General features: G+C 71.0%; 20 protein-coding genes. 11 read left to right on the top strand and 9 right to left on the bottom strand.

Features of this window, described 5'->3' with window-relative positions; all coding sequences use genetic code 11:
- The first annotated feature begins 364 nt into the window (after nucleotides 1–364).
- Nucleotides 365–1,357: a hypothetical protein gene (locus WYO_RS06220; protein WP_007560340.1), complete on the top strand. Its 993-nt coding sequence runs from the start codon at nucleotides 365–367 to the stop codon at nucleotides 1,355–1,357.
- 60 nt (nucleotides 1,358–1,417) lie between these two features.
- Here the strand turns inward: WYO_RS06220 and WYO_RS06215 are convergent, their stop codons facing one another.
- Nucleotides 1,418–2,038 (bottom strand): YqgE/AlgH family protein, encoded by a 621-nt coding sequence (locus tag WYO_RS06215; protein ID WP_007560338.1) that lies wholly within the window; start codon nucleotides 2,036–2,038, stop codon nucleotides 1,418–1,420.
- A 434-nt stretch (nucleotides 2,039–2,472) separates the two neighbouring features.
- On the opposite strand from WYO_RS06215, the gene WYO_RS06210 reads away from it, so the two are divergent.
- A complete protein-coding gene (locus WYO_RS06210) occupies nucleotides 2,473–2,952 on the top strand; it encodes a peroxiredoxin (RefSeq protein WP_007560335.1) in 480 nt (159 codons plus the stop codon).
- A gap of 73 nt (nucleotides 2,953–3,025) precedes the next feature.
- Here the strand turns inward: WYO_RS06210 and WYO_RS06205 are convergent, their stop codons facing one another.
- Nucleotides 3,026–3,784 carry a restriction endonuclease gene (locus WYO_RS06205; protein ID WP_007560334.1) on the bottom strand — a complete coding sequence of 253 codons (759 nt, stop codon included), beginning with the start codon at nucleotides 3,782–3,784 and terminating at the stop codon, nucleotides 3,026–3,028.
- A gap of 97 nt (nucleotides 3,785–3,881) precedes the next feature.
- Nucleotides 3,882–4,304, bottom strand: a complete 423-nt coding sequence (locus WYO_RS06200) for a MucR family transcriptional regulator (protein WP_007560331.1) — start codon at nucleotides 4,302–4,304, stop codon at nucleotides 3,882–3,884.
- A 477-nt stretch (nucleotides 4,305–4,781) separates the two neighbouring features.
- On the opposite strand from WYO_RS06200, the gene WYO_RS06195 reads away from it, so the two are divergent.
- On the top strand, nucleotides 4,782–7,481 hold the full coding sequence (locus tag WYO_RS06195) for a bifunctional acetate--CoA ligase family protein/GNAT family N-acetyltransferase (RefSeq protein ID WP_007560329.1): 2,700 nt from the start codon (nucleotides 4,782–4,784) through the stop codon (nucleotides 7,479–7,481).
- Nucleotides 7,482–7,700: 219 nt separating this feature from the next.
- The gene (locus tag WYO_RS06190; RefSeq protein ID WP_081496938.1) at nucleotides 7,701–9,644 is read left to right on the top strand and encodes a tetratricopeptide repeat protein; all 1,944 of its coding nucleotides are present in this window, start codon (nucleotides 7,701–7,703) and stop codon (nucleotides 9,642–9,644) included.
- A 45-nt stretch (nucleotides 9,645–9,689) separates the two neighbouring features.
- Here WYO_RS06190 and WYO_RS06185 read toward each other — a convergent pair whose 3' ends face one another.
- A complete protein-coding gene (locus WYO_RS06185; RefSeq protein ID WP_007560326.1) occupies nucleotides 9,690–11,303 on the bottom strand; it encodes a L,D-transpeptidase family protein in 1,614 nt (537 codons plus the stop codon).
- 257 nt (nucleotides 11,304–11,560) lie between these two features.
- Between WYO_RS06185 and WYO_RS06180 the strand changes: the two genes are divergently transcribed.
- Nucleotides 11,561–12,685, top strand: a complete 1,125-nt coding sequence (locus WYO_RS06180) for an acyltransferase (RefSeq protein WP_244424088.1) — start codon at nucleotides 11,561–11,563, stop codon at nucleotides 12,683–12,685.
- Between the two features lie 132 nt (nucleotides 12,686–12,817).
- On the opposite strand, the gene WYO_RS06175 is transcribed toward WYO_RS06180, so the two are convergent.
- On the bottom strand, nucleotides 12,818–14,002 hold the full coding sequence (locus WYO_RS06175; RefSeq protein WP_007560321.1) for an endo-1,4-beta-xylanase: 1,185 nt from the start codon (nucleotides 14,000–14,002) through the stop codon (nucleotides 12,818–12,820).
- A gap of 194 nt (nucleotides 14,003–14,196) precedes the next feature.
- Between WYO_RS06175 and WYO_RS06170 the strand changes: the two genes are divergently transcribed.
- The 4 genes from WYO_RS06170 to WYO_RS06155 all read left to right on the top strand — a co-directional run bounded on the left by WYO_RS06170 (nucleotide 14,197) and on the right by WYO_RS06155 (nucleotide 17,778).
- Nucleotides 14,197–15,039 carry an SDR family NAD(P)-dependent oxidoreductase gene (locus WYO_RS06170; RefSeq protein WP_007560320.1) on the top strand — a complete coding sequence of 281 codons (843 nt, stop codon included), beginning with the start codon at nucleotides 14,197–14,199 and terminating at the stop codon, nucleotides 15,037–15,039.
- 442 nt (nucleotides 15,040–15,481) lie between these two features.
- Complete coding sequence (locus WYO_RS06165) at nucleotides 15,482–15,769, top strand: GIY-YIG nuclease family protein (protein ID WP_007560318.1); 288 nt, start codon at nucleotides 15,482–15,484, stop codon at nucleotides 15,767–15,769.
- A gap of 212 nt (nucleotides 15,770–15,981) precedes the next feature.
- Nucleotides 15,982–17,454, top strand: coding sequence for a glucose-6-phosphate dehydrogenase (gene zwf, locus WYO_RS06160; RefSeq protein WP_007560316.1), 1,473 nt, complete (start codon nucleotides 15,982–15,984; stop codon nucleotides 17,452–17,454).
- 123 nt (nucleotides 17,455–17,577) lie between these two features.
- Complete coding sequence (locus WYO_RS06155) at nucleotides 17,578–17,778, top strand: hypothetical protein (RefSeq protein WP_007560314.1); 201 nt, start codon at nucleotides 17,578–17,580, stop codon at nucleotides 17,776–17,778.
- 186 nt (nucleotides 17,779–17,964) lie between these two features.
- Here the strand turns inward: WYO_RS06155 and WYO_RS06150 are convergent, their stop codons facing one another.
- On the bottom strand, nucleotides 17,965–19,461 hold the full coding sequence (locus WYO_RS06150; protein ID WP_007560312.1) for a glucan biosynthesis protein: 1,497 nt from the start codon (nucleotides 19,459–19,461) through the stop codon (nucleotides 17,965–17,967).
- Between the two features lie 295 nt (nucleotides 19,462–19,756).
- On the opposite strand from WYO_RS06150, the gene mdoH reads away from it, so the two are divergent.
- Entirely contained in the window at nucleotides 19,757–21,697 is a 1,941-nt protein-coding gene (gene mdoH, locus WYO_RS06145) for a glucans biosynthesis glucosyltransferase MdoH (protein ID WP_007560310.1), read from the top strand.
- Nucleotides 21,698–21,936: 239 nt separating this feature from the next.
- Complete coding sequence (locus tag WYO_RS06140) at nucleotides 21,937–22,596, top strand: L,D-transpeptidase (RefSeq protein WP_007560308.1); 660 nt, start codon at nucleotides 21,937–21,939, stop codon at nucleotides 22,594–22,596.
- A 53-nt stretch (nucleotides 22,597–22,649) separates the two neighbouring features.
- On the opposite strand, the gene WYO_RS06135 is transcribed toward WYO_RS06140, so the two are convergent.
- From WYO_RS06135 to WYO_RS06130, 3 genes are all read right to left on the bottom strand, one after another.
- The gene (locus tag WYO_RS06135) at nucleotides 22,650–22,976 is read right to left on the bottom strand and encodes a cupin domain-containing protein (protein WP_007560307.1); all 327 of its coding nucleotides are present in this window, start codon (nucleotides 22,974–22,976) and stop codon (nucleotides 22,650–22,652) included.
- Nucleotides 22,977–23,078: 102 nt separating this feature from the next.
- Nucleotides 23,079–23,327 (bottom strand): type II toxin-antitoxin system RelE/ParE family toxin, encoded by a 249-nt coding sequence (locus tag WYO_RS29730; protein WP_244424091.1) that lies wholly within the window; start codon nucleotides 23,325–23,327, stop codon nucleotides 23,079–23,081.
- A 41-nt stretch (nucleotides 23,328–23,368) separates the two neighbouring features.
- Nucleotides 23,369–23,596: a hypothetical protein gene (locus WYO_RS06130; protein WP_039902415.1), complete on the bottom strand. Its 228-nt coding sequence runs from the start codon at nucleotides 23,594–23,596 to the stop codon at nucleotides 23,369–23,371.
- Between the last annotated feature and the right edge of the window lie 51 nt (nucleotides 23,597–23,647).

Genomic DNA, 23,647 nt, shown 5'->3' with positions numbered 1-23,647 from the left:
TCAAGCAGACCGCCGAGCCCCGAAGCAGCTCGGCCCATGGCGGGTTGAGTGTGATGTGAGTATGGGACCCGGGCCGGATCAAGGGCCGTGAACGGCTGAAATCCAGCGCATAATCCCGCGTCGAGGGCGATATAAGAACCCCCGGACGGGCTCGCAAGGCGAAGCCGGCCCGTTCGCTCCGGCCGGCGCGTTTTTCGCCAAAGCCTTGTCCGGCCTGAAAAATCCCGCCGTGAGGCCGGGTTTGGCCCGATGGCGTCGCCGCATTTTGTTGCTCCGCTGCCACGTCCAGGCCATCGATGGCGTGTTAACACTTCGACAAGGGGTTGAGCGTGGCCCCGCCACCTCGTCTTCCCGTCAGAGCCCGATGCCACGGACCCGCCGCCTCCTGCTCCCCCTTCTGGCAGCCGCCCTCGCGGTGCCCGCCACGCTCGCCGCCCCGCCGGCGCAGGCCCAGAATTTCTTTGAGCGCCTGTTCGGCATCAAGCCCGAGCGCCCGCCGGTGCCGCCCCGCGGCGTGCCCGAGGGCCCGCCCGCCGCCCCGGCCCCCGGGGAGCCGGGCCCAGCGGCCCCGGGTCCCGAGGCGCCCCGGCCGGCGCCGGTCCCGGCGCGCCCGGTGGTGCTGAAGGCTCCCTCCGAGGACGGCGTGATCGGGCAGGAGCTGCAGCTCAACGGGACGTCCGGCACCCTGAAGCTGGAGCGGGCCGGGCCATCCGTGACGGCACGGATCAAGCTGCCCGGCACCAAGATCTCCCAGCCGGCCGAATCCTGCACGGTGCCGCTCGCGAACGGCAATCCCATCACCCTGTCCTCCGAGGGCAAGCCTGAGGGTGCGCCGCGCTTCGAGGCCGCCGGGGCCGAGTGCCCGCTGCGCTTCGACGTGGTCGAGGGCGGAATCCTGGTCTCGTCCCTGGGCCAGGGGCCGGTCTGCACCTTCTCGAACGCCGATTGCGCCACGACACCCGTGGGTCTCTGGGGCCCGGCCGGCGCGACGCTGATCCCCCGGGCCGGGGAGTTCGACACCGCCCGGGGCGTCGCCGACAAGGCGGTGCGCGACAATTACAAGCTGATGACCCAGCGCGCCCGGCGCGAGGACGTCCGGCCGATCGTGAGCGAGCAGGCGGCCTTCTCGGCCGACCGGGAGCAGCTCTGCCGCGGCTACGCCCGGGAGGGCACGCACGGCTTCTGCCACCTCCGGGTCACCGAGAACCGGGCCCTGGCGCTCGCCACCCGGCTCGGCGCCAACACCGCGGTGCCGACCGCTTCGGTCGCCCCGCGCCGGTCCCGGCCGAAGCCGGCCGCCGAACCCGCCGTCGACGGGGTGAACCCGGACACGGCCGGCGAGATGCCGCCGGAATAGCGGGCGGTCAGGGCATCGTCCCGATCCGCAAGCCGGCGGTCGCCCGTTCGGGACGCGGCCTCACGCCCGCCCGGCACTCATCGACAGCATGGCCGGGTCGATGCCGTTGGCCCGCAGCGCCAGCTCGTACTTGGCGTCGAGGTCGGCATCGAAGATCAGCGCCGGGTCGGCCGGGCAGTTGAGCCAGCCATTGGCCATGATCTCGCTCTCGAGCTGCCCCGCCTGCCAGCCGGCATAGCCCAGGGCCAGCACCGCGCTCGCCGGCCCCTCGCCGCTGGCGATGGCGCGCAGGATCTCGACCGTGGCGGTCAGGCAGATGCCGTCGTCGATGATCAGCGTCGATTGCTGGATGTGGAAATCGTCGGTGTGGAGCACGAAGCCCCGCCGGCCCTCCACCGGGCCGCCCATCAGCACCGGCATGTGCCCGACCCGCTCGCGCAGCCGGATCGCGTCCGCCTCCGGGGCGACGTCGAGCTGGACCAGCAGGTCCGGCATGCTGATGTCGGTGGCCGCCTTGTTGACGATGATGCCCATCGCGCCGTCGGCCGAATGGGCGCAGACATAGATCACCGAGCGGGCGAAGCGCTCGTCGGCCATCCCGGGCATCGCCACGAGGAACTGGCCGTCGAGGAAGCTCGAGCCGGTGAGCGTGGAATGCGTGGGCGACGCTGGGTTCGGCATGCGCGTATGCTACGCGGCCGCCGGGCCTTGTCCAGCGGACAAAGCGCGCGGGCCCGTTGCCGGCGCCGCCCCCGAAAGGCGCTGTCGAATCTGCGGACGGATCGCTATATTTCTCGGCCTTCGGGCCGCGGACCGCGCGCAGGCCCGATCCGGCCGTGAGAGGGAGGGTTCCCTGGCGGAAGCGGCATCACCGGCCGCCTTCGACAGCGCGGCGCAGCTGCCCGGATCCGGCGGGCAGCGCAAGCGCATGGGCGAGGCGGCCAAGCTCACGGCGCGGCTTTCTTCGGCGCCGCCTCATCAGGCTGCTCGGCGCGTGACGACCGCCGCCGCCCCGTCCTCGACAGGCCCGTCCTCGACAGGCCCGGCCCGCCACGCTAGGTCAGGCGCGATTGTTCAGCGCGCGATCCGAGCGCGCGTCAGCGAAGGGACCCGCGATGATCCAGGTCGGCGACCACCTGCCCCAGGCGACCTTCCGGGTGACAGGCCCCGAGGGCCCGATCGCCCGCACCACCGACGATGTGTTCAAGGGCCGGCGCGTGGTGCTGATCGGCGTGCCCGGCGCGTTCACGCCGAGCTGCCACCGCAACCATCTGCCGGGCTTCGTCGCCAAGAAGGACGAGATCCTGGCCCGCGGCGTCGACGCCATCGCGGTCACCAGCGTCAACGACGTGTTCGTGCTCGACGCCTGGGCCAAGGCGAGCGGCGCGGACGGTCTGGAATTCCTGGCCGACGGCAATGCCGATTTCGCCAAGGCCATCGGCCTGGAGATGGACGGCACCGGCTTCGGCCTCGGGATCCGCTCGAAGCGCTATGCGATGCTGGTCGAGGACGGCGTGGTGAAGATCCTCAACATCGAGGAGACCCCGTCGAAGACCGAGGTCTCCGGCGCCGAGGCGCTGTTGAAGGTCCTCTGAGGTCGTCGGGGCTTCGCGCCCCGAACCCCCGCCAAAGGGCCTCGGCCCTTTGGGATCCCGGAACCTGATTGCGCTAGCTCCGGTGCGCGCCGGCGAGGTCGATGTCGTCCAGGGCGTCGTGGTGCAGGAGCAGCACGCCGGTCGCCGCCGCCAGGCGGCGGGCCGCCGGCGTGAACCCGGCATTCGACACCACCGCGGCCCGGTCGCCCGCCCAGTAGCGCAGGGCGGCCGCCGCCTCCTGCACGGCGGCGTTGCCCACCGGTTTCGCCAGCCGCTTGCACTGGACGATCAGCCGTAAGCCGTCGCGCACGGCGACGATATCGGCGCCCTGGTCGCCGCTCGGCGGGGTCCGATGCGCCCGCCACCCCGCCCGGGCCAAGCGCTCGGCGCAGTAGCGCTCGTAATCGATGCCGTCGCCCGGCGCCTCGTCCTCCTCGGGCAGCGCGACGGCCGCCGCTTCCGCCTCCACGATCGCCAGCATCCGGGGGCGCTCCGACTCGGCGAGGTCGGCAAAATGCGGCCCGATCTGCGGCAGGACGGTGCGGTCGAGGAAGTACGCGCGCTCCCGCAGCCAGCCATCCTCGATCCGGTTGCCGTAGGCGTCGCAAAAACTCTCCTGCCGCCGCCGCAGCGCGAGGGTCTCGGCATGGGCCCGGGCGATCCGGCGCACCCGCGCCCGGAACCGCCGGGGCCGCCCGAGATGGCGCATCAGCACCAGCGCGAGGGCGAGCCCCGTGGCCGCGAAGGCAGGCGGTCCGTACCAGAGCCCGAACGGGCAGCCGATCGCGGCCGTCCAGAACAGGCGGGCGACGGGGTTGGGCTTGCCGGGCATCGGATCTCGGGTCGCGGATGAGCCCGTCGACCCTGGCAAGCGCCCCTTGCCCGATGCTGAATCCCGGCGGGAAACCTGTGGATGCCGGCCCGCTTGCCTAGCCCGTCTGGCCCTTCCGGCGCTGGTGGCCGAGACCCATGCTCTTGGCGAGGCTGGAGCGCGCGGCGGCATAGTTCGGCGCCACCATCGGGTAGTCGGGGGCGAGGCCCCATTTCTCCCGGTAGGCCTCCGGCGTCAGGTTGTAGTGGGTGCGCAGGTGCCGCTTGAGCGACTTGAACTTTTTCCCGTCCTCCAGGCACACGATGTAGTCGGGCTGGATCGAGCGCCGGACCGAGACGGCCGGCCGGAGTTCCTCCGCCGGTGGGGCCGCGGGCTGGCTCAGGCCGTGCAGGGTCGCGTGGACCGCGGCGATCAGCCCGGGCAGTTCCGGCGCGGGCACCGGATTGTTGCTCACGAAGGCCGACACGATGTCGACGGACAACGTGAGATAATCCAGGTCCTCTCCGACCGTGGCATCCATTCCGAAACCTCCCATCGCTTCGTCTCGGCCGCCATCGTTCGGCGTGTGCCGGCCGGAATCTGTGTCTGCTGAGGCTGATACAGGCCTATAAAGGCGCAGGTACTATGGTGCGATCAGTATAAGGGCAAGACCAAATTATAAGTCCTCACAACAGCCGACATGGTCGCGGCGTGCTTTGTCGTATACTGTACAGAGCCGGATAGAAGGCCCGTCGCCCAAGTGGAGGCCGGCCCGGCGCGCGAACGCGTCGCAACAGGGGTTTGGCGCGGAACCCGGTCGCATCGAGGCCCGGATCGGTTCCGGTGCCGGGTGGGCGCCGCGGTATCGGTGCATCCGGGCGTTGCACGCGCGGGAGATTGTGCCATCTGGTAGGGCGACGGGTGCGCCCGCGGGCGGGGCGCCGCACGCCCCGGCCGCGCGCGTCACCCCGGGCGAGGGGCACCCCATGCGCGCGCACAGATTCAAGCCTTCGGCGCCGTGAGCACCTACCGCTTCGACAAGCTCCTGGCGCCGCGCTCGGTCGCGCTGGTCGGGGCCGTGGCGCGGGAGGGCTCCCTCGGGCGCAGCGTGCTCGACAGCCTGCGCCGGGCGGGCTTTCCCGGCGCGATCCTGCCGGTCCAGCCCGATCACGATTCCGTGGACGGCCTGCCCTGCGTGCCGCGGGTGGCCGACCTCACCATGGTGCCGGATCTCGTGCTGATCGCGGTGCCGCCGCCGAGCGTGCCCGAGGTGGTCGCCCAGGCCGCCGCGATCGGCGCCGGGGCGGCCGTGATCCTCACCGCCCGGCTCGGCCGCGGGCCGGAGGATCCCGGCCCGGTCGCGCACCGGATCGCCCGGGCGCAGGGCCTGCGCCTCCTCGGACCCGACAGCGCCGGCCTGGCGGTGCCCGGCGCCAAGCTCGATGCCAGCCTGTTCGCCCACGCCCCGGCGGCGGGAGACCTCGCGCTGGTCTCGCAATCCGGCACGGTGGCGGCCGCCATCGTCGAATGGGCCGCCCGGCACGGGACCGGCTTCTCCGCGGTGCTGTCGCTCGGCAGCGTCCTCGATATCGGCGTGGCCGACTGCCTCGACTATTTCGCCGCCGATTACCGGACCCGGGCGATCCTGCTCTGCCTCGACCGGGTGGCCGATGCCCGCCGGTTCATGTCGGCGGCCCGGGCCGCCGCCCGCGCCAAGCCCGTGGTAGTACTGCGCGCCGGCCGGCACCGGCCCGACACCCGGGCCGCCGTGACCCATACCGGCGCGCTCGCCCGGCCCGACGCGGTCTATGCCGCGGCCTTCCGGCGGGCCGGCCTGCTGGCCGTGCAGGATCTCGACGGGATGTTCTCGGCGGTCGAAGCGCTGGGGCGCCAGCGGCCGTTCCCGGGGGACCGGCTGGCGATCCTGACCAACGGCCGCGGCATCGGCCTGCTCGCCGCGGACCGGCTGACCGAGCGCGCCGGTATCCTGGCGCAGATCCCCGAGATCGAGGGGCGGGCGGCCGGCAACCCGATCGACCTCGGCATCGATGCCGGCGGCCCGGCCTTCTCGGCCGCCCTGGAACCGCTGCTCGCCGACCGGGCGAGCGACGCGGTGCTGGCGATCCACGTCCCCACGGTCCGGTCCGATGCCGGCGCGGTGGCCGGGGCGATCGCCGACACGGTCAAGCGCGCCCGCGCCGGCCAGACCCGCAAGAAACCGGTCTTCGCGGTGTCGCTCGGCGATGCCGAGGCCGCGCGCGCGGCCTTCGCGCAGGCCGGCATCCCGCATTTCACCACCGATTCCGAGGCGATCGAGGGGTTCCTGCATCTCGTGCGCTACCGCGAGGCGCAGGACGACCTGATGCGCACGCCGGATTCCCTGCCGCGGGACTTTTCCCCCGACATGGCCCGGGCGCGCTCGATCATCGCCGCCGCCCTGCGCCAGGGCGCCGCCTGGCTCGATCCGATCGCCGTGAACGGGCTGCTGGAGGCCTACGGCATCCCGACCGTGCCGATCACCCTCGCCCCCGATCAGGACGCCGCCGCGGCCGCCGCTTGGCCGATCATCGCGGCGGGCGGCACCGTCGCGCTCAAGGTCGTCTCGCCCGACGTGGTGCACAAATCCGATATCGGCGGCGTCCATCTCGACCTGACCAGCGAGGCCGATGTCCGCGAGGCCGCGCGCAGCATCCTGGCCCGCGCCCGCCGGGAGCGGCCGGATGCAAGGGTCACCGGCTTCGCGGTGCAGCCGATGGTCCGCCGGGGCCAGCGCCGGGAGCTGATCGCCGGCCTCGCCGAGGATGCGGTGTTCGGCCCCGTGGTGGTGTTCGGCCGGGGCGGCACGGCGGTGGAGGTGATCGACGACCGCGCGCTGGGCCTGCCGCCGCTCGACCTCGCGCTCGCCCGCGACCTGATCGGCCGCACCCGGGTCGCCCGGCGCCTCGAAGGCTACCGCGACGTGCCGCCCGCGGATATCGGGGCCATCGCCCTGACCCTGGTGAAGCTGTCCCAGCTCGCCGCCGACCTGCCGCAGGTGCGCGAGCTCGACATCAACCCGCTCTTGGCCGACGAGACCGGCGTGCTGGCGCTGGACGCGCGGGTGCGGATCGGGCGCGCGGAGCGGGGACGCCACGGCCGCGGCCACCCGCGCTTCGCGATCCGCCCCTATCCGGCCGAATGGGTCCGCACCCTCAAGCTCAAGGACCGGACGATCCGGGTGCGCCCGGTGCGCCCCGAGGACGAGGGCCTGTTCCTCGCCTTCTTCAAGGGCCTCGACCCGGAGGACCTGCGGCTGCGCTTCTTCGGCCCGGTGCGCGAGTTCAGCCACGCCTTCCTGGCCCGGCTGACCCAGCTCGACTACGCCCGGGCCATCGCCTTCGTGGCCACCGAGGTCGACCCGCAGGGCGGCGAGCGCATGCTCGGCGCCGTCCGGCTGCACGCCGACGCCAACCATGAGAGCGGCGAATACGCCATCGCGGTCGGCCGCGACGCGCGGGGCACCGGACTCGCCTTCGCGCTGATGCGCCTGATGATCGACTGGGCCCGCTCCGAGGGGATCGGCCGGGTCGAGGGCATGGTGCTCGCCGAGAACCGCCCGATGCTCGCGGTCTGCCGCCGCCTCGGCTTCACCCAGGGGCGGGATCCGGAGGATCCGGGGCTTGTGAAGGTGAAGCTGGAGCTCGGGGGCTCGCAAGCTGGATTCGGTACGATCTCATAGATGTCGATCCGAAGATCAGCAGCAGCCATTCAAGTCAATAAATTTTTATATCTGACAATAGAATGCCGCGGGTATCCGAACGTAAATTATGATAACAACAGTCACGATTATTTAAGTGGACTGCGTGCCGAGATATAATTAAACAGCTCTATCCAATGCATTTTTGACCGCATTGCATTCCGATTTTATGTTAATTTTGAGATAGATTTGAGAATACAGATGGGAAAAATACGCCATCGACACGAGTCTTTAGCTCGAGATGCTGTTATTGCGCACCAAAAGGGACAACTCAACAAGGCCGAAAGGTTGTATCGTGCTTTCCTGCTGGCGGAGCCGGACCATCCGGGTGCCCTGCATTTGCTGGGAACGCTCCTGCATCAGAGAGGCGACAGCGCAGAAGCCCTGCCGCTGCTGAACAAGGCGGCCCAAACAACCCCTCAGGATGCTGAGATTCACAACAACCTGGGCGTGGTCCTGAACACCCTCGGGCGGCCCGCCGAGGCGGCGGTGGCTCTCGAACGGTCGCTTGAACTCGATCCGCTATCAGCCTCGACGCACAACAATCTCGGGGTCGCCTATCGCGCGCTCCGTCGCCTGCCTGAGGCGGTGGCGTGCTTCGAACATTCCAGGGCCCTCAAGCACGACGCCGGCACCGTCAACAATCTCGGCCTCGCTTATCTCGATCTGGAGCGCGTGGAGAATGCGACCCGATGTTTCCGGGAGGCGATTGCCCTCGATCCCGCCTCAGCGCAGGCGCATCTCCACCTCGCCTTCGCCTTGCGGAAGGCCGGCGACCTCCTCGGCGCTTTAGAGAGCCTCGACGCGGCGGCGAACCTCGATCCCGGGCACGGCCAAGTGCTCGCGATGCGTTCGCACCTGCGCCAGATCCTGTGCGACTGGCGTGCCTTCGCGACAGACCGAAAGATGCTTTCGCTCGATGTGGGCCCGTGGCGGCGCCGCGATCCGCCGTCGCCCTTCCCGGTCCTTGCCCTGACCGACGATCCCGGCGTCCAATTGAAGCGCGGCCGTGATTACGCCGCGCCGCTAGCCCTGCAGGCGGCCCGCGCGTCCGGTCCCAGGCATCCCGGCCGCATCCGGCTGGCCTACCTGTCGCCCGACTTCCGGGCTCATCCCGTCGCGGCCCTCATGGTCGATGTGCTGGCGCTGCACGATCGCGAGCGATTTGAGATCGTCGCCCTGTCGTATGGCCCGGACGACGGCAGTCACTTGCGCACGCGGATCGCCGAGGCCGCCGACCAATTTGTCGATGCTCATGGGTGGTCGGATGCCGAAGCGGCCGGCTTCCTGCGCGCGTGGCCCGCCGACATCGCCGTCGATCTAGCGGGTTTCACCACCCTGAGCCGGCCCGGCATCCTGGCCTCGCGTCCGGCCCGGGTCCAGGGCAACTACCTCGGATTTCCCGGTCCGACCGGCGCCGATTGGATCGACTTCACGGTGGGAGACGCCTTCCTGGCGAACGAAGGCAAGCTTCAGGGCGGCTTCTCGGAGACGATCATCGTGCAGCCCGGCTGCTTCCAGGTCAACAGCCGCCGGCCGCCAAGGTCGGCACTGCCGGCGCGTTCGACAGAGGGGCTTCCCGAGGCCGGGTTCGTGTTCTGCTCGTTCAGCAACAGCTACAAGATCGTGCCGACCATCTTCGCGATCTGGATGCGTCTCTTGCAGGCTATGCCCGGCAGTGTGCTCTGGCTCTTGGCCGACAACGAGCCGGCTCGGGGCAACCTGCGGCGAGAGGCCGGACGTCACGGCGTCGATCCGCAGCGCCTCGTCTTCGCGCAGCGCGTGTCCTACGAGGCGTACCTCGCCCGTCTGCCGCTGGCCGACCTCTTCCTCGACACGTTCCCCTTCAATGCCGGAACGACGGCAAGCGACGCCCTCTGGATGGGGTTGCCGTTGATGACGTGCTCCGGGCGCGCTTATGCGAGCCGCATGGCTGGAAGTCTTCTGACGGCGCTCGGCCTTCCCGAACTCGTCACGGATAGCCTGGACGCCTACGAACGTCAGGCTCTGCAACTCGCGAGAGATCCTGCGACCCTCGAACAAGTGCGCGCGCGCCTCGATGAAATTTTGCGGTCAGGCCCCGCTGTCTTCGACCCGGGGATCTTCACGCGTCGGCTCGAGGCGGCGTTCGAAGCCTTAGTTTGAGGATCACGCCCCGCCGGACCGATCAAGCCGTCGGCAGGCCCGGGTTCAGCGCGGCGGCTGGGACGCGTCCGGGTTCAGGCCCTCCAGTGCCGGCTTCACCGCCGTTACCTTGCTGGCCGCCGGCTTGGCAGGAGCGGGCTTCGCCGCGGCCGGCTTGGGTGCGGCCGGCTTGACCGCCGCGGGCTTGGGCATCGCCGCGGGCTGCGCGGCGCCGGCCGGGGGGATCGCCCCGGTGGCGGCGGGCTCCGGTGCCGGGGGCGGCGTGTCGAGGTTGTAAATGTCGTCGCGGAAATGCGCCTTCCCGTCCGGGGTGGCGTAGCCGGTGAGGTACACGAAGGTCACCGGCACCGGCTTGACCAGCTTGATGTCGCGGCGCTCGCCGTCGGCGATGCCGGTCTCGATCTCGATCGGGCCCCAGCTCGTGCCGGGCCCGTTCGGGCCGTCGGTGCCCTGCAGCAGCCAGCCGACCAGCTCCTTGACCTGGCCGACCCGGACGCAGCCGTGGCTGTGGAAGCGCACGGCGGCGGCGAACAGGGACTTGGCCGGGGTGTCGTGCATGTAGACGGCAAAGCGGTTCGGCATGTCGATCCGCACCTGGCCGAGCGAATTGTCGAAGCCGGAATCCTGGCGCAGCGTGTAGGCCGCGGCCTTGTTGCCCGCCCAGTCGATCTTGGTCGGGTCGACCTCGCCGCTGGGGCCGAGGATGCGGATGTGGTTCCGGGCGAGGTAGCCCGGGTTCTTGCGCATCTGCGGGATGATCTCGTTCTTCACCACGGAGGCCGGCACGGTCCAGGTCGGGTTGAAGTTGATGTCGGTGATCCGGGTCTCCACCGTGGGTGTCGCCTTGTCGGGGGAGCCGACCACCGCGACGTAGCGGCGCGCCACCGCGCCGTTCTCCACCGCCTCGACATTCGCCGAGGGGATGTTGACCACGACGTAGCGCTCGCCGAACGGGAATTTCGAGCCCATGAGCCGGGAAGCGGAAGCCGCGAGCTGGCGCTGGCGGGTGGCGGCCGGCACGTTCAGGGCGTTGATCGTGAGCCGGCCCAGGATGCCGCTGTCGGGCAGGCCGTGGCGCGCCTGGAACGCCGCGATCGCGGCGATGAGCGGCGGGTCGAGCCGGTCGCTGGGCGGCGCGTCCACCGGCAGGTCGCCGGTCAGCGTCAGGTGGTGGCGCAGCGACGGGATCGCCGGGCTGCGCTCCCCGGGCTTCAGGCGGATGAGGTCGTCGGGCAGCCGCTCCCAGCCGCCGGCCTCCGCGAAGGCGGCGTAGCGGTCGGCGACCTTGAGCGTATCCAGGAAGGTGCGGGCGGTGAGCGTCGGGGTCGGGTCGGTGGAGACCTTGGCGTAGACCAGGGGGGCCGGCTCCCGCGATTTCTTCGGCGTTTCCGGCGGCTTGGCCTCGGAACTCTTCGCCTCAATCGGACGGGGCTCGGGATTCTTCGCCGAATCCTGGGGCTTGGGCTCGGCATTCTTCGACGGATCGGGGGCCGGCGGCACCGCCACCGGGACGGCGAGCGGCGGGGCCGGCGCAGTTGCGGGTCCGGCCGGCGCTGCCGGAGCCCCCTGCGCCAGCGCGCCGACGGGGCCGCCGAGCAGCGCCAGCACCGAGAGACCCGCGCCGAGGCGGGCGGACAGGCGGAAACGGGCCGGGACCATACGCAACACTCCCGACGGCGCCCGGGGCGGCGCGGTCGTGCGGGATGATGGGGCGGTACGGTTACCAATCTCCTCCAATGGATCGCGCTGGCCGGGACCGGTATTCACCATCCGGCGAGGGGCGCTGCGCCCGGAGCCGTCCGCCGATATCGGTTGGCGCGGAAAGGGCGCACCCTGCGGGGCCGTGCCGTGAAGGACGATCAGCCGCCGCCATGCCGGATTCCGGATCCCAGCGCACCGGGGACGTCCCGAGTGCGATGCCGTACCTGCCCCAACTCGACGGGGTGCGGGCGCTCGCCATCCTGATCGTGTTCGCGGCCCATTGCGGCTACAGCCACCTGGTGCCGGGCGGCTTCGGCGTCACGGTGTTCTTCTTCCTCAGCGGCTACCTGATCACGACGCTGCTGCGGATCGAGCGCGGGCGCACCGGCACGGTCTCGCTCGCCGCCTTCTACCTGCGGCGCAGCCTCCGGATCCTGCCCCCGCTCTACCTGACGCTCGCGGCCACCGGGGCGCTCTACGCGGCGGGGCTGCTCGACTGGATGCGGGTCGAGCCGGCGGCCGTCCTCGGCCAGATCCTGTTCCTAACCAACTATCCCGGCCTGTTCGGCACAGAGGCGGTGCTGCCAGTGCCGCTGTGGAGCCTCGCCATCGAGGAGCATTTCTACCTGGTCTTCCCCCTGGCCTACCTCCTGTGGCTGGGGCGCTTGCAGCCGCGCCGGGCGGCGCTGGCCTGCCTGGGGATCTGCGCGGCGGTGCTGGCGATCCGCTGCGTCAACGTCTGGCGGCTTCCCGATTACAGCCTGAACTACTCCTGGACCCACACCCGCATCGACGCGATCCTGTTCGGCTGCTGCCTCGGCCTGTGGAACAACCCGGTGATCCCGGCCGACCGGGCCTGGCGCCCGACGCTCTGGCCTGTCGCCGCGAGCCTCGCGGTGATCCTGCTGACCCTGGCGGTGCGCGATCCCGCCTTCCGCGAGACCCTGCGCTACACGCTCCAGAGCGCGGCCCTGTTCGTGCCCTTCGCCTATCTGCTGCACGGGGAGGGCTGGGCGGTGCGGTGGCTCTCCGCCCGGCCGATGCGCCAGCTCGGCCTCTGGTCCTACAGCTTCTACCTGGCCCACATGGCCGTGGCGGCTTTGGTGCTGCACCTGGCGCCGGGCCTGCACGGGCTGACGCTGATGCTGGCGGCTTTCCCGCTGACCCTGCTCTGGTGCTGGGGGATGTACGGGCTGGTCGAGCGCCCCTGCGCCCGCCTGCGCCGCCGGCTGCTGGCGGACCGCCCGCCGGAGCCCGTTCTCGGGACCGTGGGGCGCTCACACGATCCCATGCGGAGCGCGACACGGCCCCCTCTCCCGAGCGGGAGAGGGTTGGGGTGAGGGACCAGGGTCTTCCGGAAAGGGCACGCCCCTCACCCTGTCCCTCTCCCGCACGGGAGAGGGGACCCGCGCCTCGTCCGGCGCCGCCGAGTGGTCCACTGGCTTCTGAAGAGCGACAAGGTCGAACCGGCATCACCCCCGCCTGAGTCTTTCGCGCGCGGCCGTATGGTCCGGCGCCGCCCGGAAGCAGGCCTGCATCGCGTGCCAGAGCGGCTTGCGCCGGAACTGCGCGTCGAGCGGCAGCGCCCGCTGGGGCAGCCCGTCCGGCCGCTTGCGGTAGACGTGATCGTTCAGCCAAGTGTCGGGGTCGTAGATGTCCCAGGTGAGCACGTCCAGCAGGGCGGGCTCGGCCAGGACAACGTCGAGGTAGCGGCGGGCGAAATCGGCCACCATCCGGTCGCGGGTCGGCACGTCGGACGGGAAGGCCCGGTCGTCGATGTCGAGCTCCGTGACCGCGATCCCCAGACCCATCTGGCCGATCTCGTGCAGGAAGCGCCGGAGCTGGCCCTGGTCGATCGGCACCGTGCTGGTCAGGTGCGATTGCAGCCCGAACCGCCGGATCGGGACGCCGCGCGACCGCATGGCCTCGAGCTGGCGCAGCACCTTGGTGCGCTTGGCCTCCATCCAGGGGGCACCCTGCTCGACCGCGTCCTCGTTCCAGGTGCCGGCGGCCGCCGGGTCGGTCTCGTGCAGGATCCGGAAGGCGCGGTCGACGTAGCCCGGCCCCATCGCGGCGAGCCAGGGCGAATCGCGCAAACCTCCGCCCCGGTCGGGATCGGCCTCGTTGCCCAAAATCTCGTTGACCACGTCCCAGGCGACGATCTGCCCGCGGTAATGGCCGGCCACGGTCTCGATCCAGCGACGCATGAAATCCTCGGCCTGGACCGGGCTCGCCCGGCCGAGCAGCGGCGCGACCCAGGGCGGCAGGGCGGCGTGCCAGACCAGCGTGTGCCCGCGCATCTGCTGGCCGTTGGCCCGCGCGAAGCGCAGGATCGCGTCGCCGCGGGCGAAATCGGTGCGGCCGGGGGACGGCAGCACCTCCTCCATCTTCATCTCGGTGCCGCAGACCAGGATCCCGCATTCCCGGGCCACGGCCTGCCGGTAGGCCGGCGTCGCGTCGAAGCGGTGGAACGGCACCTCGCAGCCGTAGAGCAGCCCCTTGGCGGCCGCAGTGGCCTGGAGGCTGTCGGCCGACCAGGACGGCTTGCCGAGGGGCCCGAAGCCGGAAGCCGCAGCCCTGGCAGCCGTGGCGAGGCCGGCGCAGGCCGCCCCGGCGAGGAGAGCCCGGCGGCTCGGCAGGCCGGGGGATGGGGTCATGCCGGGTTCTCGGTTCGAGGGCTTCGAGGGAGCGTTCGCCGCGGGCGTTATCAACGCCCGGAGGAATACCATTTCCTTATGCGATCGCCCCAGTTGCCAATGGCGCTGGCAGCGGACCGATCACGTCGGTTCCAACTCGCCTTCGGCCCCGACGCGCCCCATCTTCGGGACGCCATCCAGCCGAGGACCGATCCATGAGCCAGCATCCCGCCATCAGTCCAGGCCGCAGCGCGGTCGTCACCGGGGCGGCGAGCGGCATCGGGCTCGCCGCGGCGAAAGCCTTCGCGCGGGCCGGCATGAATGTCTGGCTCGCCGACCTGCCCGGCCAGGCCCTCGAGGAGGCCCACGGCGCGGTCGCCGAGCTCGCCGCCGTCGAGGTCCGGGCTTTACCCACCGACGTCTCGGACCGGGAGGCCGTGGAGGCGCTCGCGGCCCATGTCGCCAAGGCCGGCCCTCCGGCGGTGGTGATGCTGAATGCCGGGATCGAGGCCGGCGGCAAGCTCTTCTCCGATGCCGAGACCTGGACCCGGATCCTCGCCACCAATCTGGGGGGCGCGGTCAACGGCATCCACGCCTTCGCGCCCGGGATGATCGCGGGGGGCAAGCCAGGCGCGGTGATCGTCACCGGCTCGAAGCAGGGCATCACCACGCCGCCCGGCAACGCGCCCTACAACGTCTCGAAGGCGGCCGTGAAGGCGGCCACCGAGGCGCTGGCCCACGAGCTGCGCACCCGCGAGGGCTGCCGGACCACCGCGCATCTGCTGATCCCGGGCTTCGTCTATACCGGCCTGACCAAGGCAAGGGGCGTCGCCGAGAAGCCCGCCGGCGCCTGGACGCCGGAGGAGACGGTCACCTTCATGCTGGAGCGGCTGGAGGCGGGCGACTTCTACATCCTCTGCCCCGACAACGAGACCACCCGGGCGCAGGACGAGAAACGCATCGCCTGGGCCGCCGGCGACATCATCGAGAACCGGCCGGCCCTGTCGCGCTGGCACCCGGACTTTTCCGAGGCGTTCAAGCGGTTCATGGCGGAGTGATCGCAACCGTCATTGCGAGCGGAGCGAAGCAACCCAGTTCTTCGCGAGGGAAGATGTTTCGAGCAAGGATGGAAGACGGTTTGTGCCGAAATTCCGCTCCGGGCAGCGTCACTGTAGGTGGGCCCCTCTCGACCCGCATCTCTCCGGATCCGTTCCGTCGAGCGGAACCATGTGCCGCGCGGTTCCCTGGGTTGCTTCGCTCCGCTCGCAATGACGGTGGACGCTCTCAACCCACCGTGATTTTCCTGAATGCCCCCGGGCAATCCCGGCGCCGAACCCGATCCACCAGCGTGGCGCAATCCAGCGGAGGCAAGCTCGCGCCGACAGCGCCGGCCTGAAACGCCTCACGCGACGCATATTGACGCCCCCCCGTCATTGCGAGCGGAGCGAAGCAACCCAGGGAACCGCGCGGCCGATCGTTCTGCTGGACGGGACTGCCCCCATGCGCGCGCCGGCCGTCTACATCATGGCGAGCCGCCGCAACGGGACGCTCTATACCGGCGTCACCGCGGACCTGTCCCGGCGCGTCTACGAGCACCGCGAAGCCCTCCATCCCGGCTTCACGCGCCGCTACGGTTGCAAGCTCCTGGTCTGGCACGAGGGCTACCCGACGATGAGCGAGGCCATCGCCCGCGAGAAGCAGATCAAGGCCGGCTCCCGGAAGAAGAAGCTCGCCCTGATCGAGGCGATGAACCCGGATTGGCGCGATCTGTATCCCGGCCTCGCGTGACGCTCTTATGCGCAGCGGTTCCCTGGGTTGCTTCGCTGCGCTCGCAAGGACGGGCCTGCTTCGGACCGGGCTGGCGTTCAGCCCTTCGACCAAAGGCATGCGCCGCGGGCCTTGCTGACGGCCGCCCCTCGTCTGGCGAAGCGTTTGCACCCAGGTTAGGTCAGTGCGGCGCGCCGCGCTGCAACCGCGCACGACACCAGGGAGCCGCTCTTTTGGCCACGATCATCCCCGTTGCCTCGTTCGACTGCGTCGTGTTCGGCGCCACCGGCGATCTCACGGCGCGCAAGCTGCTGCCGGCCCTGTTCTACCGGTTCCGGGACGGGCAGATCCCGGAGACCAGCCGAATCATCGGCGCCTCGCGCTCGGATTTGTCGGCCGACGCGTTCCGGGAGCACGCCCGGGACGCGCTCAAGCGCTTCGTGCCCGCCTCCGACCTGACGGAGGACGTGCTCCACAAATTCCTCGACCACGTGGATTACGTGGCGGTGGACGGCGCCGGCGAGAGCGGCTGGGCCGACCTCGTCGCCAAGCTCGACGAGCGGCCCGACCAGGTGCGGCCCTACTACCTCGCCACCTCACCGGACCTCTACGGCTCGATCTGCCGCAACCTCGCCTCGCACGGGCTCGTCGGCGAAAAGTCCCGGGTCGTTCTGGAGAAGCCGATCGGCAAGGATCTGAAATCGGCCCGCGCCATCAACGACGCGGTCGGCGAGGTCTTCCCCGAATCGCAGATCTTCCGGATCGACCACTATCTCGGCAAGGAGACGGTGCAGAACCTGCTGTCCCTGCGGTTTGCCAACACCATCTTCGAGCGGCTCTGGACCTCGGACGTGATCGACCACGTCCAGATCACCGTGGCCGAGACGGTCGGGGTCGAGGGCCGGGCCGGCTATTACGACACGTCGGGCGCCATGCGCGACATGCTGCAGAACCACATGCTGCAGCTCCTGTGCCTCACCGCCATGGAGAGCCCGCTCAACCTCGAAGCGAACTCCGTGCGCGACGAGAAGCTGAAGGTGCTGCGCGCCCTCAAGCCGATCACCGCCCACGACATCCAGACCGTGACCGTGCGCGGCCAGTACGTGGCGGGCGCCGTCGACGGCAAGCCGGTGGAGGGCTACCTGACCGAGCTCGGCCACGAGAGCCGCACCGAGACCTTCGTGGCGATGAAGCTCGAGGTGCAGTCCGGGCGCTGGGCCGGGGTGCCGTTCTACCTGCGCACCGGCAAGCGCCTGCCCCAGAAGCTGTCCGAGATCGTGGTCCAGTTCCGGGCCTCGCCCTTCTCGATCTTCCCCGAGGAGGCGTTCGGGCGCGAGCCCAACCGCCTCGTCATCCGCCTGCAGCCGCAGGAGGGCATGAAGCTCGAGGTGATGACCAAGGATCCGGGCCCCGGCGGCCTGCGCCTGCGCCCGACCGACCTCGACATCTCGTTCGAGGAGACCTTCAAGCAGCGCTACCCGGATGCCTATGAGCGCCTGCTGATGGACGTGGTCCGGGGCAACGCCACCCTGTTCATGCGCCGCGACGAGGTCGAGGCCGCCTGGGCCTGGGCCGACGGCGTGCTCAAGGCCTGGGCCGACCGCCCGGAGGCGCCGCGGCCCTATCCGGCCGGGAGCTGGGGGCCGACCGCCGCCATCGCGCTGATCGAGCGCGACGGCCGGACCTGGCACGAGGAGCTGCGGTAACACCGCGCCCCGGCTTACGGCCAAGCTGCCTTGATGCGGTCAAGCCGGATGCCGAAGCTGCCCCATGCCGCCGGTCACCGCCCCGCGAGAGGGCGGGCCCGGCCTCGCACGAGGGATCATCGCATGCTGGACTCGAAGCAGGATTTCGCCGTCTCGGCCGAACGCCGCCTGGAGCGCTCGGTCGACTCCGCGTTGCGCGTCATCGCGGCCGCCCATGTCGAGCGGCAGGCGCCGCCGGTCTACGCCGCCCGCCGCCGCCTGAGCGAGGTCTACGGCGCCACCCGCCTGGCCAAGCGCCTGGAGCGCGAGCGGCGCAGCGCCTGAGGGGTGTTAGGCCCCGCGCCGGCGGATCGTTCGCGAGATTGGCGCGGGTCCCCTCTCCTGGAGGGAGAGGGACAGGGTGAGGGGTGTAACCTCTCCGGATAGGTCTTGACCCTCACCCCAACCCTCTCCCGCACGGGAGAGGGGGCGCGTCGCGATCGGAACGGACCGATACGCGAACGCTGTAGGTCACACCACCGCGTCCCAGGTCTCGCTCAACGGGGTCGTCCCGCGCACCAGCCGCGCCCGCAGGACGATATCCCCCGCCGGCATCGGCTGGGGCGGGCGCCACTCCACGTAGATGCGCCAGCCGCCGGTCTGCGGCACGAAGTTGGCCACCGGCTCGTGGAGCGTGCCGGCGCTGGCCGAGACCTCGGCGGCGACGGCCTCGTCCGCGTCCTTCGGCAGGGACGGCCCCTCGAAATCGATCACGCAGAGCCGCCGGGCCGGGTTCGGCGGGTCGGTCGGGCGCAGGCGCTCGGCCGAGCCGAACCGGGTTTCGGTGACCCGGGCCAGTGCCGGTTGCGGGATCGCCTCCGCCGGTTCCGCCCCCACGGTGGTCAGCGTGTAGCCGAGGTGCAGGGCGGCGCCCGGCTGCACCGGCGCGGCCGGCACGTAGGCCGCCACGATGTTGTCCATGTACTCTTCCGCCGAGGGGATCTCGTAGAGCTGCACGGCGCCCTCCGCGAAGGCGCCGCCCGGCTCCGGCGCGACCCACAGGCCCGGCCGGGCCTCCTGGCGCGCCTCGACGTCGAGATAGGCGGCAAAGCTCCGCTCCCGCTGCAGCAGCCCGAACCCCGCGAGGGGCTTCGCCGCGAAGGCCGAGATCTGCGGCTGCTTGCGGCCGTTGATGAGGGGCCGCCACAGCCGGTCGGCCGCGGTGGCGACGCAGAGCCCGTCGGAATCGTGCACCTGCGGGCGGAAATCGTCGAACGGCTTGGCGTCCCGGGCGCCGGGCCCGTTCTGGCCGTACAGGAACATGCTGGTGAGCGGCGCGAGCCCCAGCCGCGGGATCGGCTTGCGGGGATAGAGCGCCGCCGTGACGGCGATCCGGGCCGGGTCGCCGGGGGTGATCACGAACCGGTAGGCGCCGGAGACGCTCGGGCTGTCGAGGAGCGACAGCACCGTGAGGCTGCGCGCCTCCGGCTCGGGCTCGCACAGCCAATGGGCGGTGAAATCGGGAAACTCCTCCCCCTCCGGTGCGCCCGTGCCGATGGCGAGGCCCCGGGCCGAGAGCCCGTATTCCTGGCCCGCGGCGCGCAACCGGAAATAGGAGGCGCCGAGGAACACCAGAAACTCCTCCTGGAAGCCCTTGGGCCGCCAGGCCGGCGTCTCCGGGAAGGCGTAGTGCAGGCGGAAGCCCGCGAAGCCGAGATCGGCCGGAAAACTCTGGCCGGCGAGCCGCCCGCCGAAATCGAACAGCCGGCTCTCGTAGGGGATCGGCCGGGCCGGGCCGCCGCGCGGCTGCAGGTAGAGCGCCACGCGCTTGCGCTGCAGGAAGCCGCGGTGGAACAACTGCGCGCTGAAATGGCGGCCGAGATGGAGGCTCTCGGCGGGCCGGAAGACGATGTGGCGATAGCCGTCGTAGTCGAGGCCCGCGAGCGCCGGGGGCAGGTCGGTGGGCGGGGCCGCGTAGGGCGCAGACGCGCGGCGCTCGGCCTCGGCCGACAGGGTCTCGAAGGTCATCGCACCGTCCTGCGCGGCCCCGGGCGCCGAGCCCTGCGGCTGAAGCGCCGCCCCGGCCCATGTTCGGGCGCCATTCAGATCTATAGCGCTAGGTACAATACTGCCGGCAGCCGCGGTCAGGACGGTTCTGAGAACGCGGCGCCGGGAGGGGGGATCGATCCGTTCGGCCTCCGGCTGCCTGTGCGGCCGGGTCGGCTGCGTGTCCTCGCCCCGCATATCGGTGTCCACGCTCATCGGTTCCCGCCCGCCCGCGGCGAGGCAGCCGGCAGCATTCCACGGTCGAGTTCCTCGCGCCATGTCCTCACGGGTCACCTCCTCCGCCGAGCGGCCGCACCGGAACGCCCATCCGGGCGCTCCCGATCCCGAGATCGTGACGAGTCCGGCCACGGCGCTCGAACCCGAGGCCTGGGCCGGCGGCAGCCGGGCCCTGCTGGGCCGGCGTCTCGCCCTGGCGATCCCGAGCCTCGCCGCCGCCGGCGGTCTCGCATGGCTGGCCGATCGTGCCTACCCGGCCGGCGCCAGCCCCCTAGCCTGGACCATCCTGATCCTGTTCGCCCTGGTGATGGGCTGGCAGGCTTTCGTCGCCTGCCAATACGTCTACGGGCTCGTGGCCGCCCTCCTGGGCGATCGGGCGAAGTCGGTGCTGGAGCGCCGGTCCGAATCCGCCCTGCGACCCGCCGCCGGGGGCGGGCGCACCGCCGCCGTGGTGGCGATCCATGCCGAGGACGCGGTGGCGGTCTTCGCCCGGCTGCGGGTGATGGCCCGCTCGCTGGCCGATGCGCAGGCGCAGAGCATCGATATCTTCGTCCTGTCCGACACGCGGGACGGGGCGATCGCGGCGGTGGAGGAGCACGAATTCGCCCGCATCCAGGCCTGGGCTGAGGCCGACCCGGCCCTGCCGCGGATCCGCTACCGGCGCCGGACCGAGAATACGGGCCGCAAGGCCGGCAATATCGGCGAGTTCTGCCGCAGCTACGGTGCGGACTACGCCTACATGATCGTGCTCGACGCCGACAGCCTGATGACCGGCGCCGCCATGACCCGGCTCGTCCGCCTGATGGACGAGAGCCCCCGCACCGGCCTGATCCAGACCGTCTCCTACGCGGCCGGCCGGGACACCCTGTTCGCCCGCATCCAGCAATTCGCCGTGCGCCTCTACGCGCCCCTGGCGTTGCGCTGCCTGGAGACCTGGCAGGGCCCGGAGGGCAGCTACTGGGGCCACAACGCCATCCTGCGGATCGAGGCCTTCGCCGAGAACGCGCAGCTTCCGGTCCTGCCGGGCCGGGCGCCGCTGGGCGGCGAGATCCTCTGCCACGACATCGTCGAGGGCGCCCTGATGGTCCGCGCCGGCTGGGAGGTGCGCCTGCTGCCCGAGATGGGCGGCACCTGGGAGGAGATGCCCACGAACCTGATCGACCTGCTCGGCCGCGAGCGCCGCTGGTGCCAGGGCAACCTGCAGCACCTGCGGGTGCTGCCCTGGGCCGGGCTGCATGGCGCGAGCCGCTGGCACCTCGCGGTCGGCGTCCTGGCCTACGGCATGCTGCCGCTCTGGATCGCTTTCCTGGGCCTGGCCTCCTGGCAGGCGGCCCGGACCGGCGATCTCGGCCTGCTCGCCTACGGCTTGACCGGTCACGGCGCGGCCGCCCACGGCCTCGCCGTCCTCAGCCTCGCCGTGCTGGCCCTGCCCAAGGTCCTGAGCCTCGGCCATGTCCTGGTCTCGCCGGAGCGCCGCGCTTCCTTCGGCGGCGCCCGGTCGCTCCTGGCCAGCGCCGCCCTGGAGCAGGTCGTGTGGGTGTTCCTGTGGCCGGTGCTCACCCTGTTCACCGCCGGCGCCGTGGTCTCGACCTTCCTGGGCCGGGTGGTGCGCTGGGAGACCCAGGATCGCGACGACCGGCAGGTCTCCTGGGCCGAGGCGTTCCGGCTCCAGGCCGACGCCGTGGTGGTCGGGGCGCTGATCGTCTTCGCCCTGGTCTGGGCCGGCAATGCCTGGCTCGGCCTGTGGCTGGCCCCGCTGGCCCTCGCGCTGCTGGCGAGCCCGGCCCAGAGCGTCTGGACCAGCCGGGCCGATCTCGGCCGCGCCGCCCGCGCCCGGGGCCTGTTCCTCACCGCCGACGACACCGCGCAGGCTCCGGAACTGGCCGAGCTGGCGCAGATCCGCGGCCTGCCCGCCGCCCCCGCACTCATCCGCACGGCGCCGCTGGAACCGGCCATCTGGCTCGCCGCCGACGAGGCGTGAGGTCTCGGCGGCCGGGCAGGTCGGGACACGCCCGACCGCCCAGGCCAATCCCGCGGTTATGGCTAAGCTGCCACAGTGTTGCCATCCCGTCACGGAGGGGCGGAACCGGCTAAGCGTGGCGGTTTCCGGCTTGGATTTGGGGCGCGAGCGTTTACCCCTTGGCGAGGATCGGCACGGCATCGTGCCCCGGTAATTCGCCGCGTTCCCAACCCATTTCGCGCCTGCCCCGAGAGGCTTTGATGCGTCGTTTCCTTCCCGCCCTCGTAGGGCTCATCGGCGCGGCCGCCTGCGCCGCGCCGGCACTGGCCTACGAGATCGACCCGCTGACCCGCCAGCCGCTGAACGATGCGCTCACCGTGCGGGTGCGCCCGCAGGCCGTCGAGACCGTCGCGGTGCCGGTGGCCAACGCCTCGCTCAACCCCGCCGACCCGCTCGACGCGGCCGTGCCGCAGATGTCGGCGATCCCGCGCGAGACGGTCGCCTATAACGGCCCCTACGGCGCCGGCACGATCGTCGTCTCCACCGCCGAGCGGCGGCTTTACTACGTGCTCGGCGGCGGCCAGGCCCTGCGCTACGGCGTCGGCGTCGGCCGCCCGGGCTTCACCTGGGGCGGCGTGCAGACCATCACGATGAAGCGCGAATGGCCGGATTGGCGCCCGCCGTCGACCATGCTGCGGCGCCGGCCCGACCTGCCGCGCTACATGAAGGGCGGCATCGAGAACCCGCTCGGCGCCCGCGCCATGTATCTCGGCGGCTCGATCTACCGGATCCACGGCTCCAACGAGCCGGAGACCATCGGCACCGCCGTGTCCTCGGGCTGCATCCGCATGACCAACGACGACGTCACCGACCTCTACACCCGCGCCAAGGTCGGCACGAAGGTCGTCGTCCAGCGCTGACTCTTTTGGGGACTTTCTGACGAGGGCCGGCCGCGAGGTCGGCCCTTTTGCGTTCAGGCTTCGGGCAGCGTGACCAGCGCGTCGGGGCGCTTCACCTCGATCTCGATGAACGCGATCGGGTGCTCCGACCCGTTCATCACATCGTGCCGGATGCCGGCCGGGCGCATGTAGGATTGCCCCGCCGCGAGCGCGGTCTCGCTGACCGCCGCCCCGTCATGGACGCGCAGCACGCCGGCCACCAGCATCACCACGAAATACGGCCAGCCATGCTCGTGCCAGCCGGTCACCGCCCCGGGCGGGAAGTCCCAGCGGGTGATCCGGACCGTGGCATCGTCCTGCTGGACCGTGGGCAGAGCGGGGATCGTGCAGGTGAAGGCCATGGTGGCTCCGGGGCTGGTAGGATGTCCGACACGCGCCGAACATCCAAGAATTAAGATGCGATCACCGGTCAGATCCGGACGCCCGATCTGCCCGCCCGCGCGTCACGACGCTCCCGGCATCGAGGAGGGGGCACGGGCACCATGGCGGATGCCGATGATGACGACTTCGTCTTCGGAAGCCTCGTAAAAAATAACGTACGGGTAGGGTCGCACTGGGATCCGCCGCAGATTTTTAAGGCTCGTCAATCGGCCGCTTCTCGGCTGATCCAGCAGGAAATCGAGGACGGCCTGGATCCGGCCCTGAACGCGTCGCGCCCCTTGAGGCGATGCCTGCGCGATTTCCGATAGCACGCGCTCGAGTTCCGCTGCCGCATCCGCGGTAAAGCGCAGTCTCAAAGCCCGTGCTTCGCCCAGATCGCCCGGATCTGCTCATCGGGCGCGAAATCACGGCGTGCTGCCTGGGCGCGTGAGGCCGCGAAAGACGCCTCCTCCTCCGGGGTGAGCCGGTAGACAGGCTCTTCCTCCCCGGCGAGGCGCAGGAGAACGCTGGCCAGCTCGTCCTGAGCTTCGGATGGCAGCGTGCGTACGCGCGCGATGGCTCGGTCGAGAAGCTCGGTCATGCCGTCATCGTGCGTCAGAATCATTGCCGAGAGAAGTCGTCCTGGCTTGGA

Source organism: Methylobacterium sp. GXF4 (assembly GCF_000272495.1).
GTDB classification, from domain to species: Bacteria; Pseudomonadota; Alphaproteobacteria; order Rhizobiales; family Beijerinckiaceae; genus Methylobacterium; species Methylobacterium brachiatum.
Note: the sequence above shows the minus strand (reverse complement) of the source record. Positions and strands in the feature narration are given on the sequence as shown.

Excerpts from the sequence above, each read along its gene's own strand:
- WYO_RS06155 (WP_007560314.1), top strand. The coding sequence starts at position 17,578 with ATGCTGGACTCGAAGCAGGATTTCGCCGTCTCGGCCGAACGCCGCCTG.
- WYO_RS06185 (WP_007560326.1), bottom strand. The coding sequence starts at position 11,303 with ATGGTCCCGGCCCGTTTCCGCCTGTCCGCCCGCCTCGGCGCGGGTCTC.
- WYO_RS06190 (WP_081496938.1), top strand. The coding sequence starts at position 7,701 with ATGGGAAAAATACGCCATCGACACGAGTCTTTAGCTCGAGATGCTGTT.
- WYO_RS06175 (WP_007560321.1), bottom strand. The coding sequence starts at position 14,002 with ATGACCCCATCCCCCGGCCTGCCGAGCCGCCGGGCTCTCCTCGCCGGG.
- WYO_RS06205 (WP_007560334.1), bottom strand. The coding sequence starts at position 3,784 with ATGCCCGGCAAGCCCAACCCCGTCGCCCGCCTGTTCTGGACGGCCGCG.
- WYO_RS06150 (WP_007560312.1), bottom strand. The coding sequence starts at position 19,461 with ATGACCTTCGAGACCCTGTCGGCCGAGGCCGAGCGCCGCGCGTCTGCG.
- WYO_RS06180 (WP_244424088.1), top strand. The coding sequence starts at position 11,561 with ATGCCGTACCTGCCCCAACTCGACGGGGTGCGGGCGCTCGCCATCCTG.
- WYO_RS06210 (WP_007560335.1), top strand. The coding sequence starts at position 2,473 with ATGATCCAGGTCGGCGACCACCTGCCCCAGGCGACCTTCCGGGTGACA.
- WYO_RS06215 (WP_007560338.1), bottom strand. The coding sequence starts at position 2,038 with ATGCCGAACCCAGCGTCGCCCACGCATTCCACGCTCACCGGCTCGAGC.
- WYO_RS06135 (WP_007560307.1), bottom strand. The coding sequence starts at position 22,976 with ATGGCCTTCACCTGCACGATCCCCGCTCTGCCCACGGTCCAGCAGGAC.
- WYO_RS06220 (WP_007560340.1), top strand. The coding sequence starts at position 365 with ATGCCACGGACCCGCCGCCTCCTGCTCCCCCTTCTGGCAGCCGCCCTC.
- WYO_RS06165 (WP_007560318.1), top strand. The coding sequence starts at position 15,482 with ATGCGCGCGCCGGCCGTCTACATCATGGCGAGCCGCCGCAACGGGACG.
- WYO_RS06200 (WP_007560331.1), bottom strand. The coding sequence starts at position 4,304 with ATGGATGCCACGGTCGGAGAGGACCTGGATTATCTCACGTTGTCCGTC.
- WYO_RS06170 (WP_007560320.1), top strand. The coding sequence starts at position 14,197 with ATGAGCCAGCATCCCGCCATCAGTCCAGGCCGCAGCGCGGTCGTCACC.
- mdoH (WP_007560310.1), top strand. The coding sequence starts at position 19,757 with ATGTCCTCACGGGTCACCTCCTCCGCCGAGCGGCCGCACCGGAACGCC.
- WYO_RS06130 (WP_039902415.1), bottom strand. The coding sequence starts at position 23,596 with ATGACCGAGCTTCTCGACCGAGCCATCGCGCGCGTACGCACGCTGCCA.
- WYO_RS06140 (WP_007560308.1), top strand. The coding sequence starts at position 21,937 with ATGCGTCGTTTCCTTCCCGCCCTCGTAGGGCTCATCGGCGCGGCCGCC.